The organism is Ideonella sp. (assembly GCF_041287625.1).
GTDB lineage: Bacteria > Pseudomonadota > Gammaproteobacteria > Burkholderiales > Burkholderiaceae_C > Ideonella.
Genome location: NZ_JBGGNH010000014.1, coordinates 13,580 through 26,239, shown reverse-complemented (window position 1 = coordinate 26,239; position 12,660 = coordinate 13,580). Strand labels below are relative to the sequence as shown.

The following is a 12,660-nucleotide window of genomic DNA, read 5'->3' as shown; positions in this document are numbered from 1 at the left end:
GCTTTGACGCTTTGAAGCGCGGCTCCTGGGGCGCGCTGCTTGGCGCGTGCCTGATCCTGCTGGCGGGCACGGCCAGCGCAAGCTCGCTGCAGTTCTGCGACCTGCCGGCAGTCCTGAACAGCGCCCAGCAGGACCGCATGTTCCGCTTCGCCGCGGTGGTGCGGCAGGTGCTGCAGCAGTCCGGCACCAGCGCGGCCATCATCGCCCGCTCCGGCCAGAACCTGGACCGCTTCGGCCAGCGCTATTCGCACACCGGCGTGGCGTTGGCCGACAGCGCCAATGGGCCGTGGTCCGTGCGCCAGCTGTACTACGCCTGCGACGAGAAGCTGCCGCGCCTGTTCGACCAGGGCGTGGCCGGCTTCATCTCCGGCACCGACAAGCCCGATGAAGGCTACGTCTCGCTGCTGCTGCCCACGCCCGAACAGGCCGATGCGCTTGCGCGCCTGGCGCTGAGCAACGCCGAGGCGCTGCGCCTGCTCGGCGCCGACTACAGCGCCAACGCCTTCCCCTTCAGCACCCGCTACCAGAACTGCAACCAGTGGGTCGCCGAGCTGCTGGCCGCCGCCTGGGGCCCGGTGGCGCTGCAGCCCGAGCAGCCGCGCGAACGCGCCCAGGCCTGGCTGTCCGACCACGGCTACGCGCCCACGCTGATGGACGCCAGCGCCCCCTGGCTGGCACTGGTCAAACCCTTCATCCCGTTTGTGCACGACGACGACCACCCGGCCGACGAAGCCGCCAGCCGGCGCTACCGGGTCAGCATGCCGGCGTCCATCGAAAGCCTGGTGCGCGACAACGCGCCGCAGGTCCAGCGGGTGGAGCTTTGCCATGCGGGCACGCGCGTGGTGGTGCATCGCGGCTGGTTGCCGCTGGGCGCGGGCTGCGAGCCCGGCGAGGGCGACGAGGTGCTGGCGCTCGATTGAGCCAGGATTCAGACGGGCTTGGGTTGCCCAGTCCCGACCGTGGTTCAAATAAATGGGGTCAGAGTCAATTTATCTCGCGATACCTTGGGTGGTGCGGCCGTCATCTCCTGGATAAATTGACTCTGACCTCATTTATTTGCGCTGCGACGGTAGCGGCGCAGGATTCGGGCGGCGAGACGCCGGATTGAGCAGTACAGTGTCAGTCATGGCGTGCAAACCGAGTAATTTAGTGCCAATATGCCAGCCATGACTGACACCATCCGCCTGCCGGACGAGCTGGGCCGGCTGCTCAAGGCCAGGCGCGAAGCCGCCGGCTTGACCAAGAAGGACCTGGCCCGGCGCGCCGGCAAGGTGCGCGAGGTCATCTATCGCCTGGAAGACGGCGAGGACGTGACGGTCTCTTCGCTGCTGGCGGTGCTCTCGGCGCTGGGGCTGGGGCTGCGAGTCGAGAAGGCCGGCATGCCGTCCTTGCAGGAGGTGGCGGCACGCTTCAACGACGACGGGGATGACGAAGGCAGTGGCGATGCTGCCTGAGAAAGTCCGCGAGCTGGCGGTGGCCATTGATGGCCATGCGGCGGGCCAGCTGATCAAGCGCTCGGTCTACGAATACCGCTACCTGGACCCGCGGCCGGACCAGCCCGCCATGGCGTTGCTGATGCCGGCCAGCCAGCAGGCCACTTGGCAGGACGGCGACCTGTTCGCGGTGATGGACCAGAACCTGCCCGAGGGCGATCTGTTCATGCGGCTGCGGGCATTGTTCCCGAAGCAGCCGATGACGCCGATGCGTTTGCTTGCGCTGGTCGGTGCCAACGGCATTGGCCGGCTGGGTTTCAGCTTGCCGGACGCCGACCCAGCGCCGCCCGCGCCGGCCTTGGACCGTGCCACGCTGCTGAAGACGGCCTACACGCCCGAGGTGTTCGACGAGCTGGTGCGCGCCTATCTCAGCACCGGCGCGGGCATTGCCGGCATGCAGCCCAAGATCATGGTGCCCGAGCGGCCCACGGTGCCGGTGCCGTCCTTGATCGTCAAGGCAGCCAGCCCGTCATATCCAGGTCTCGCTGCCAATGAATACCTGTGCTTGAAAGCCGCGCAGCATGCGGGCATTGCCACGCCCACTTTCGAGCTGTCGGACGATGGCCAGATGCTGGTGCTGGACCGGTTCGACCTGGTGGCCCGGCCCGACCGGCGGATCGAGCGCCTGGGTTTCGAGGACATCGCCGCATTGGCCGGGCTGCGGGTGCGCGACGTGCTGTCGGACCGCAAGTACCAGGGCAGCTACCAGCGCGTGGCCGAGCTGCTGAAGCAGCTGCAGCTGCCGCGCGAGAACCTGCACCGCTTCTTCGAGCAGGTCGCCTTCACGGTGATGGTGCGCAATGGCGATGGGCACCTGAAAAACTTCGGCGTGCTCTATCGATCATCGCAAGAGGCCTGGCTGGCGCCGATGTTCGACGTGGTGACCACCGCCATCTACCGCTACACCCGCTACGAGGGCGGCCCCGAGCTGGAGGACCGCACGCTGGCGCTGAAGCTCTTTGCAGGGCGGCACCACGGCAAGGCCTATCCGACGACCGAGGAGCTGCTCACCTTCGGCCGCAAGGTGTGCGAGGTGAGCCAGCCGGCGCAGGTGCTGCAGCGCATCGCGGCCGCGATGGCCGAGGTGCTGGACCAGGCCCGCGGTGACACGCGTGTGCCGCCGGGGCTGCTGGGCCAGATGGCCGCCACCTGGGAAAGCGGCATGGCTTATGCGCGCTGACCCCGCTCAGCGCGGAATCTTCGCCGCTTCCACTTCCATCTGCGAGACCAGCGCGTCCAGCTGGTCGACCACGGCCTGCACCGTGGCGCGCTGGGTCAGGTCCACGCCGGCTTGCTTCAGTTCGGCCATCGGGTGGTCGCTGCCGCCTGCCTTGAGCATGGCCAGGTAGCGGGCGGTGGCGGCCTTCTTGGACTCTTCGCTGCCGGTTGTCATGCCTTTGAACAGCTGGGCCGAGGAGGCGAAGCAGGTGGCGTACTGGTAGACGTAGTACGGCGAGTGGAAGAAGTGCGGGATGCGGGCCCAGGTCCACTGGTAGAAGTCGTCCACCGTCACGGCGTCGCCGTAGTAGGTCTTCAGCAGGCCGGCGTAGAGCTTGTTCAGCACCTCGGTGGTGACCGGCTCGCCCTTTTCGACCAATTGGTGCGCCTGCAGCTCGAAGTCGGCGAACAGCACCTGGGTGTAGAAGGTGCCGATGATGCTGTCCACCGCATGCTGCAGCAGCAGGAAACGCTCCTTGGGGTCGGTGGTTTTCTTCAGCAGGGTTTCGAGCAGGAAGCGCTCGTTGGTGGTGGAGGCCACCTCGGCGACGAAGATGGTGTATTCGGCGGTGCTGTAGGGCTGGGTCTCGTAGGCCAGCACGGTGTGCATCGCGTGGCCGCCTTCGTGGGCCAGCACGAAGGCCGCGTCCATCGTGTCGTTGTAGTTCAGCAGCTGGAACGGGCCCACGCCGTAGACGCCGGCGCTGTAGGCACCGCTGCGCTTGCCTTCGTTTTCATAGACGTCGATGCGGCCACCGGTCATGAACTTCCTGTAGCGCTGCACATAGTCCTCGCCCAGCGGCGCAACCGACTCCAGCACCAGGCCCAGCGCCTTCTTGTACGGGTAGCTTTCGTTGCTGGCGAACAGCGGGCGCGAGCTGTCGTACAAGTGGTAGTCGCTCAGGCCCATCAGCTGCTTGCGCAGCTTGGCGTAGCGCTGCAGCGGCGCGGTGCCGGCGCGGGTGGTGGCCACCAGCGTCTCGACCACGCTGCGCGGCACGTTGTTGTCGCTCAGTGCCGCGTCCAGCGTGGTGGGGAACTTGCGGGCCTGGGCGTTGAACCAGTCGCGCTGCAGGATGCCCGCATAGATCGCGGCATAGGTGTTGGCCTGCGCGCCGTAGGTGCCCACGTGCGCCGCGGCAGCCTTGGCCCGGTCGGCCTGGTTGGGGTTCTTGGCCAGCAGGCCCTGGTAGTTGCCCGGGCTCAGCAGCACGCTCTGGCCGTCGCTGGTGGTGATGGTCGGGAACTTGATGTCTGACGTGCTCAGCTCGTCATAGGCGTTCATGCTGGCGCGGCCCACCGGGCCGGCCAGCGAGAGCAGCTGCTCGCCCTTGGCGTCCAGCACATGCGCCTGCTTGCGGAAGCTGTCGGTGATGCCGAAGGCATAGGGCTTCAGCGCTGGCGTGGCGGCCAGCCAGCCCTTCACTTTGGCCTCCGGCAGCGTCAGCAGCTCCGGCTGGAACCAAGCCGCAGCCGCCTCGAACCTGGCGAATACCGCCAGCGCGCGCTGGAAGCGGCCGGCCACTTCCTGGTCCCGCCCGTCGGCGTCTTTCTGGAGCTGCGGGTAGGCATACAGCTTGGTCTGCAGCTTGCCGATCTCGTCCATCGTCTGGTAGGCCTTCAGCAAGGCTGCCGGGCCCTTTTTCAAGCTGCCTTGCAGCTTGCCGAAGTCCGCCATCAAGGCTTCCATGCGCTGCATGTCGGCGTCCCAGGCCGCCCAGTTCGCATAGATGGCGCTGAAGTCCCAGCGGTATTCGGCGGGGATCTCGCTGCGCACCCGCGTGGCGGGCTTGTCGCCTTCGGCAGCAAGGCTCTGGAAGGCGGCGGCGGACAGCGCCAGGACGGCGGCGGTGGCGCAGAGGGTGCGCAGCAGGGGGGTACGACGGGGCATGAAGTGGCGGCGTCCCTCGTGAAGACGCGCGGCTGGGGAATGAAGGCGGCAGTCTCGCCGGGCGCAGAGGCTGGCGTCAAGCAAGGACCGATGTGTCAGGCAGATGAGGTGAGCAGCCAGGGCGCTCCGGACTTGCCCCAGCTGTTGCGACCGGCCCACTGTCAAACCGGGGCGCTCGCTCACCTTGGGCCCGGGCGCTATCGTCGCTGCACATCCTGCTTGCGCCCAGCAGTACGGGCGGAGAGGCTTCGTCGGGACCTCTCTTGGGCCGCGCTCACGCGTGGCCAGCCGGCGCGGATGGCTTCTCTCACCTGCGGCCAGGCGCCAAGGCGCTCCGCGCCGCGAACATCAACGAAAAGGATGCTTCGATCCGTCGGAGCCTGGGAAGAAAGCACATGAAAAAAGCGATCCTTTGCCTGGCCGCGGCCCTGTCCGTGGTCGCCGCCTTCGCGGGCACCTACCAGCCGGTGGACGTCAGCAAGCTGCCTGAAGCCAAGCAGAGCAAGCTCGGCCTCTACCTCTCCGCGCCCGAGGCCTACAAGATGAAGACCGATGGCGGCGCGCACGTGCTGTTCATCGACATCCGCACCAAGGGCGAATTCCAGTTCCTCGGCACGCCGTCAGTCACCGACCAGAACATTCCGTACATGGAGCTGGACGACCCGGTCAGCTGGGACAAAAAGAACAACCGCTACGCAATGTCGCCCAACTCCGACTTCGTCAGCGCCGTGGCCGCGCTCGCCGCCCGCATGAACGACAGCAAGACCGACGCCGTGATCCTCATCTGCCGCTCCGGCGACCGCTCCTCCCGCGCCGCCAACCTGCTGCAGGAAGCCGGTTACACCAAAGTGTATTCGGTGGTGGACGGCTTCGAGGGCGACATGGGGCCGACTGGCCGACGGGATGTGAACGGCTGGAAGAACGCGGATCTGCCGTGGTCGTACAAGGTGACGGAGGGGCAGGCGTATACGCGCTGAGGTCCAGATCCTGCCCGACCCCTAACATGCGCGCACACGCCCGCGCAGATGTGTGGGGCGAACAGAGCGGGGTCGGTGTGACAGCGGTGGTGACTTTCTTCGACGGGGCGCGCGAGCACTTTTTCCGGCCCCTGACCTGGCAAGACCGGGAGGCTTGTGCGGCCAGTTTGCGCAGCCTGCACGAGCGGGTGCACGGGCCGCAGGCCGACTATGCAGAGTCGCTCACGCGGGAGGTGGTGCTGGAGGTGATTCTGCGAGTGCTGGCCCAGCCCGCATACCGCCCGGCGTCGCTGCAGCAAGACGGGCCGGTGGACGCGGAGGCCGAGCGCACCTGTGCGCTGGAGATGCTGCGGGCCTTGAAGGAGTACGGCTGGCTGGAGGACTACAAGGATCCCATCGACCTACGGCCCACGCTCAAGCTCACCCGGGCCGGCAAGGCCTTTGCCGAGGTGTTTGCCGACCTGGACAACTCGCGCAGCAAGACCCGCCAGCGCAACATGCGCTCGGCCAAGAAGTCCCTGCTGGCGTTTCTGGACGGGCGCGACGAGGACGAACTGCTGGACGCGCACGACTACGCCACCCGCGTGGTGCAGGACATGCAGGACGACATCGAATACTTCCGCAGCCTGATGCAAAGCCTGACCCGCGAGGCGCTGACGCAGAAAGTGGCCTGGGGCGAATTCAATGACTTTTTGGAGCGGCGCTTCGCCCAGGAAATGTCGGTGCGGCTGGTGGCCGATTCGGTGGACCGCCACCGCACCCAGATCGTGGACTTGCTCGAGCAGATCCGCGCCTTCCCGGCCGAAGCCCGCACGGTGCTGGATGGCGCCCTGGCCCAGCGCGCCAGCCGGCTGGTGCCCGAGCTGCAGGGCCGCAGCGCCAGCCTGTGGCTGTGCCAGCGCATTGAGCAAATGATTGACGCCGCCTGCGACGTCAAGCTGCCCATGCTGCGCAGCGAGATGCACAACTACGTGCGCCGCTTCACCAGCCTGCTGCGCCAAGCCTTGTCTTTGGACTATGGCGCGGAGTCGGCCATGGGCCGCAGCCTGGCATGCCTGAAGGAAGGCGACGAGGCCAGCAAGGCCGAGTTCCTCGACCTGCTGAGCCAGCGCCTTGCCACGGCCGAGATCCGGCTGCCGCTGGCCGGTGTGCGCTGGACCCAGCGCGAGCGCCAGCTCACCGAAGGCGACGAGCCCACCTGGCAACTGCGCGCCGACAGCCGCGTAGAGGCCGCGATGCGTCGCGCCGAGGCCGAGGCGTTCGTGATCAGCGAGGCGCACTTGCTGGCCCGGCTGGACGCGCGGGCTGCCGGTGCGCCGCTGCGCCTGTCCGAGCTGGCGCCCGACGATGCCGAGGGCGTGCTCACCGCCTTGCATGTGGTGGGCGCGGTGCGCGCCGGCGGTGCCCAGGCGCGCTACCAGGCGACCCGCCTGGGCCACCGTTTTGAGACCGCCTATTTCTCTGCCGATGACTATGAATTGCGGCCCGTCGCCCAGCGCGAAGACCCGCCGCCAGAAGCTCCGCCGACCCCACGCCGATGACCGAACACCTGCCCCTGCTGCCCTACCTGGAAGCCCGCCTGGCCGCACAAGGCACGGGCAGCGTCTCGCGCCGCCGTTTCAGCGAGATCTGCGCCCGGCTGCTGGCCAGCGGCATCGTGTGGCGCGAGTATTCGCGGCCCGAACAGGCGCTGTATGACGACGCCAGCGCGGTGGAAGACCTGCTGCGTGAGTGGTTCGACGTGCTGGGCTTTGTGCTGGTGCACGACGTGGACGCCAACCTGTTTCGGCTCTACCCGCCGGGCGATGACGGGGACGATGAAGACGGCGTGAAGCGCCTGCGGGCCAAGCTCTCGCGCGACCTGGTGGCCGCGGCCCTGGCACTGCGCTTTCTCTACACCGAGGCCCTCACCGGCAAGCGCGAGCTGGTCAACCAGGAGCTGGCGCTGAGCGTGGAGGAGCTCTCGCAGGCCCTGGTCTCGCTGCTGGGCGTGACCCTGCCCTCGGCCCAGGGCGAGCGCGCCAACCTGCTGCGCGAGTTGCGCAAGCACAGGCTGGTCCGCTTCAAGGATGCGGATGGCCTGGGCGGCATGGAGACGCTGTTCAGCGTGCTGCGGCCGGTGATGTCTTTTGTCAGCGACGAAGCCTTGAACGATGTGCTGCGTCTGGCCGACGAGCGCCGGGGTGCGGCCACAGGCGTGCCGGCAGACACCCCCAAGGAGGTCTGAGTTGCGCATCGCCAGGCTCATCACGGTCCACTGGGGCACCATCGAAAACCGCGACTGGCCGCTGGCCGGGTCCACCTTGCTGACCGGCGAATCGGGTTCGGGCAAGTCCACCTTGCTGGACGCCATCCAGGCCGTGCTCACCGCCGCGCGGGCGGGCGTGTTCCATTTCAACGCCGGGCAGAACGAGTCCACCCAGGGGCGGCGCGGCGGCAAGGAGCCGCGCACGCTGCATTCGTATGCCCTGGGCCAGTCGGGCAGCGATGTGTTCCTGCGCCGCCGCGCCACCTGCTATGTCGGGCTGGTGATGGAGGCCAGCTCGGCGGCCGGTGAAACCGCTGCGCCCTTTACCGCGGTGATGGGCGTGGAGGCGCACGAGGAGGCTGGCCGCGCCGAAGGCGGCAAGCCGCTGTTCTTCATCGTGCGCCAGGCCCTGGGCCTGCAGCACTTTCAGCAGCCCGCGGCCGACGGCCAGCGCCAGCGGGTGCTGGGATTGAAGGACCTCTATGTGCAGCTGCAGCACCGCCTGGGGCTGCAGGCCGAGCAGGTCCAGCGCTTTGAGGGCAAGGACAGCTACCTGCAGCACCTCTACGGCGCCATGCTGGGCAAGAAGTTTGTGCCCGAGGTGGACGCCACCCGCTGCGCCAAGGCCCTGGTCAAGGCCATGGCCTACAAGGAGATCGGCAACGTCAACGACCTGGTGCGCGACGAGATCCTGGAAGAGAAGGACTTCTCGGCCGACGTCGGCAAGATGCGCCAGTTGATGCAGGAGATCGCCCGGCTCAAGACCGAGGCCGAGCGCCTGAAGCTCAACATCGACCGCCTGCAACTGGTGGACGAAGCCGCCGGTGACACCCTGGCCTTGCTGCGCCGCCATGTGGTGACGCTGGCCGCCCATGCGCTGCGCCTGCAGCAGGAAGGCCTGGCCGAGCAGCAGGCCGCGCAGCGGCGGCAAGCGCAGTTGCTGGCGCAGGCCACGCAGTCCAGCCAGCGCCTGGCGCGCATCGAGGGCGACCAGCAACAGCTGCAGGAGGAGCTGGCCCGCGTGCAAGGTCAACTGGCACAGAGCGATGTGGCGCAGGAAAAGCAGCGCCTGAGCCTGGCTGCGCTGCAATCGGCCGAGCTGTTCCGCAAGGAATGGAATGCGGTGCGCAGCGCTGCCAGCCAGATGGACACGGTGCTGGGCCATGTGCAGCAACTGCTGCAGCTGGACCTGGGCCTGTTGCCGGCGCTGCACGCGGCGGTGCAAGCCCTGGCCCCGGTGGCCCGCCAGGCCCAGAAACTCTGGGGCCCTGCGCACGGGCCGCTGATGGCCGAGGCCAGGCTGGACGATGACCTGGCGGCCTTTGAGATCGAGCCGCTGGACCAGGCCCTGCGCGCGCTGGAGCAGGCGCTGTGCGGCGACGGCGTGTCGGTGAGCAGCGTGCTGATCGAAGCCCGCAGCACCCTGCACGGCCAACAAATGGCCTTGAAGGACGAGCAGGTGGCGCTGCAGGCCGAGCAGGCCTTGCTGCAGGCCGGCCGCTCGCCTGCGCCGGCCGATGTGCAGGCGGCGCTGAGTCTGCTGGAGACCGAGCTGCCGCAGAGCCGGCCCCGCATGCTGGCGGCGCTGGTGGAGCCCAAACTCGGCAGCCCGTGGCAGGCTGCCATCGAGGGCTACATGGGCCGCGACCGCTTTGCCCTCATCGTCGAGCCCGAGGCGGAAGAAGCGGCCATCAAGCTGATCAAACGCCGCTTTGCCCAGCGCTCGCCAAAGCTGGTGCAAGGCAGTCGCGCCATGGATGACACCAAGGGCATGGCGCCGGCCGCAGGCTCGGTGCTCGGCGAGTTGAAGTGCGAGCACCCGGTCGGCTGGGCCTACCTGTTGGCCTTGTATGGCCGGGTGCGCAAGGTGGACAGCGAGGCCGAGTTGCGCCGCACCCCGCAAGGCCTGATGCAGCAAGGCCTGGGCAGCCGCGCCTACGGCATGTTCGCCTGCCTGGCCGCCGATCAGGAACTAGCCTTCGGCCTGGAAAGCCGGCAACGCCGCCTGGCCTGGATCAGCGCCCGGCTGGATGCGCTGGCGCCCGAGCTGGCTCGCCTGCACCAGCTGGACTTGTCGCTCAAGCTGGTCTCCGGCTGGTTCAGCCGCGTGGCGGCGGCGCCCCTGGCCAAGGCGCTGGAAGAGGCCCTGGCCACCCGTCTCAGGCATCTGGATGTGGCCCTGGCGCTGGCCCGGCTGGACACCTCTTCCATCGACGCGCTGGAGCAGCACAAGGCCCATCTGGACCAGCGCCTGCAAACCTGTGGCCGGCAGCGTGACGAGGAAATGCAGGCCGTGGGCGTGCAGAACAGCGAGCTCAAGCGTCTGGAGCGCACGCTGGGCGAGCTGCAGCAGCGCCTGCCCGGCCTGGCCTTGAACCTGACCCAGGCCCAGGTGTGGGTGGCGCGCTTTGTGGGCGCCGCGCCTGGCCAGGCCACTGAGCTGCAGCTGCTGGAGGAGGCCCGCCAACTGGGGCTTGCCGACGAGCCTGCCACCACCACGCTGCGCAGCCGCATGGACAGCACGGCCGAGCTGCTGCGCACCCATTTGCAAACCCTGCGCAACCATGTGGGCACCTACCTGGCCGGCGCCCGCACCGACGACGAGCGTTTCCAGTGGACCGAGCCCCCGCGTGCGTTGGACCAGTTGGAGGCCGTGCTGGCTTCGCTTCTGCAGGTGCAGCAGGCCGTGCGCGAGCAGATGCGCCGGCAGGACGGCATTGGCCTGGCCGAAAACCTGGCCAAGCTGGAAGAGGCCGAGGTGCGCTTCAACACCGTCTTCACGTCCAGCTTCTGCTTCAAGGTGCGCGATGACGTGCGCTCCGGCCTGAACACGCTGCGCAAGCTGAACAACGAACTCAAGACCATCCAGTTCGGCGTGGATGGCTACGAGCTGGTGCACGACTGGATTCCGCGCTTCAAGCGCTACTTCGATTTCTTCGAAGCACTGGACGGCGTGGTGGACCAGCTGGAGAAGGCGAAGATCGCCATCTTTGATGCGCCGCAGCTCTCGGCCGAACACCGCGACACAGCCCAGGACATCAAGCAACTGCTGCTCTCGCAGGACCAGATCGCCTCCGAGCGCGCGCTCAAGGAGCTGGCCGACTACCGAAACTACCGCCGCTACGACATCCACCGCATCGTGGCCGGCCATCGCACCCCCATGTCCACCTGGGGCACGGGCTCAGGCGGTGAGCTGGAGACGCCGTTCTACGTCATTCGCGCCGCCGTGCTGGCCCATGCGCTGGGGCATTTCGGCCGCACGCAGGGCGCGCCGGCGCTGCGCCTGATGCTGTCGGACGAAGCCTTTTCGAAGATGGACGAATCGCGCTCGCGCGCCGTGCTGCGCTTCCTCTCCGTCAACATGGGCCTGCAGCTGATCGTGGCCATGCCCACCTCCAAGTCCGGCGCCATCAAGCCCGAGTTCGACAAGGAATACACCTTCTCCAAGCTCGCCGCCGAGCACGAAGGCCAGACCGTCTACTGCAGCGAAGTGCACGAGAAAGACCTGCACCGCGAGGCCCTGGGCCAGCTTTGGGAGGCGCATGCCCGCCATGCACGGGAGCAGGCGCGGGCGGACTTCGAGTTGAAAGAAAGCCGCCCGTCTTGAGCGCGCCACTTCACCCCTTGCAGCAGCGCCTGTGCCACGCGCTGCTGCGAAAGGCCGAGCGCAGCCAGGGCCAGCGCAGCGTGCTGCTCAGGCTGGACGCCGCGACGCTGCCCGAGTTGCACCAGGCCAGCAGCCCCGAGGAGGCCGAGCGCATCACGCTGCTGCTGCAGGAGTTGCAGGCCACCGGCTGGGTTGCGCTGCGGCTGCGCCCGCCGCAGCCCTTCCAGACCCTGGCCGACCGCCAACCCGCGCTGGCCCTGCTGGATTTCGACGCGCTGGCCGCCTGGTGCGGCTTCGTGCCGCAACAGGAAGCCTGGAGCCGCCAGCTGGTGGCCGCCCTGGCCGAGGTCGCCACGCTGCAAGTGCCCCAGCCCGCCGCGCTGCTGGACTACCTGGTCCGCAACCCGCTGGCCGCCTTTCGCGGCCGGCCCGTGGCCGAATGCGTGCACATCCTCAACATGCTGGCCCAAGCCTGCCAGGGCGGCGAGGTGCTCTACACGCGCGAACTCTCGGCGCGCTGCTTCGGTGGCCACAGCAAGGTGCTGGACAGCCGGGACGAACTGCTGCGCCTGTTGGGCGCGCCACCCGGCCAGTGCCAGGAAGCGCCCGTGCAATGGCTGGTCAGCGCCCCGCCCGGTCCGATCACCGAGGTGATCCTGATCGAAAACGGCGTCAGCTTCGAGCGCATGGTGCGCCAGCGTCAGGTCGCGTGGGCCGGGGCCGCGCTGGTGCTGGCCTCCGGCTTCAAAGGCGCGGCCCGGCGCCTGCGGCGGCGCGCCGGTTCCTCGCTTTACTGGCACGCCGCCTCGCCCGGTCAGCCCGCCGCCAGCCAGGTGACCGCCTTCGAGGCCTGGCTGTACGAGGAACCCGGCGCGCCCGCGCTGGCCGTCAGCTTCTTTGGCGACCTGGACTTTGCCGGCATGCAGATCCTGGCCCAGCTGCGCCAGGTGTTTGCCGGCTGCCGCAGCTGGCGCCCTGGCTACCTGGGCCTGCTCGCTGCGCTGGAGGCCGGCCAGGCCCACGCGCCCGACGAGGCCGACAAAACCGGCCAGACCGACCCTGGCAGCACCGGCTGCGAACTGGCCGACACGCTCCTGCTGCCTGCGCTGCGCGCGCACGGGAAGTGTGTGGATCAGGAGGGGTGGGTGGGCGGGTAGCGCCGCGCAGCCCTCATGTCGTCCGGCGTGACACGAGGCGAAAACATGGCCCAAAAATCAGGCCCACTT

At 68.2% G+C, this 12,660-nt stretch carries 9 protein-coding genes; 8 read left to right on the top strand and 1 reads right to left on the bottom strand.

What is annotated here, in order from left to right:
• Positions 1-11 precede the first annotated feature (11 nt).
• The 3 genes from ACAH41_RS04160 (at position 12) to ACAH41_RS04150 (ending at position 2,673) form a co-directional block, all read left to right on the top strand.
• Complete coding sequence (locus tag ACAH41_RS04160; RefSeq protein ID WP_325652468.1) at positions 12-920, top strand: DUF2145 domain-containing protein; 909 nt, start codon at positions 12-14, stop codon at positions 918-920.
• A 246-nt stretch (positions 921-1,166) separates the two neighbouring features.
• Complete coding sequence (locus ACAH41_RS04155) at positions 1,167-1,454, top strand: helix-turn-helix domain-containing protein (protein WP_325652466.1); 288 nt, start codon at positions 1,167-1,169, stop codon at positions 1,452-1,454.
• Positions 1,444-2,673 carry a type II toxin-antitoxin system HipA family toxin gene (locus ACAH41_RS04150; protein ID WP_325652464.1) on the top strand — a complete coding sequence of 410 codons (1,230 nt, stop codon included), beginning with the start codon at positions 1,444-1,446 and terminating at the stop codon, positions 2,671-2,673. Before ACAH41_RS04155 ends, ACAH41_RS04150 begins: the two co-directional genes overlap by 11 nt.
• Positions 2,674-2,679: 6 nt before the next feature.
• Here the strand turns inward: ACAH41_RS04150 and pepF are convergent, their stop codons facing one another.
• Entirely contained in the window at positions 2,680-4,602 is a 1,923-nt protein-coding gene (pepF, locus tag ACAH41_RS04145; RefSeq protein ID WP_325652461.1) for an oligoendopeptidase F, read from the bottom strand.
• 395 nt (positions 4,603-4,997) lie between these two features.
• Between pepF and ACAH41_RS04140 the strand changes: the two genes are divergently transcribed.
• The 5 genes from ACAH41_RS04140 to ACAH41_RS04120 are packed head-to-tail and all read left to right on the top strand — an operon-like array spanning position 4,998 to position 12,591.
• On the top strand, positions 4,998-5,579 hold the full coding sequence (locus ACAH41_RS04140; protein WP_325652459.1) for a rhodanese-like domain-containing protein: 582 nt from the start codon (positions 4,998-5,000) through the stop codon (positions 5,577-5,579).
• Between the two features lie 26 nt (positions 5,580-5,605).
• Entirely contained in the window at positions 5,606-7,120 is a 1,515-nt protein-coding gene (locus ACAH41_RS04135; protein WP_325652458.1) for a Wadjet anti-phage system protein JetA family protein, read from the top strand.
• Positions 7,117-7,806 carry a DUF4194 domain-containing protein gene (locus ACAH41_RS04130; RefSeq protein WP_325652456.1) on the top strand — a complete coding sequence of 230 codons (690 nt, stop codon included), beginning with the start codon at positions 7,117-7,119 and terminating at the stop codon, positions 7,804-7,806. The genes ACAH41_RS04135 and ACAH41_RS04130 overlap by 4 nt, the downstream gene beginning before the upstream one ends.
• A 1-nt stretch (position 7,807) precedes the next feature.
• Positions 7,808-11,434, top strand: coding sequence for an ATP-binding protein (locus ACAH41_RS04125; protein ID WP_325652455.1), 3,627 nt, complete (start codon positions 7,808-7,810; stop codon positions 11,432-11,434).
• Positions 11,431-12,591: a hypothetical protein gene (locus tag ACAH41_RS04120; protein WP_325652454.1), complete on the top strand. Its 1,161-nt coding sequence runs from the start codon at positions 11,431-11,433 to the stop codon at positions 12,589-12,591. The genes ACAH41_RS04125 and ACAH41_RS04120 overlap by 4 nt, the downstream gene beginning before the upstream one ends.
• The last annotated feature ends 69 nt before the right edge of the window (positions 12,592-12,660 follow it).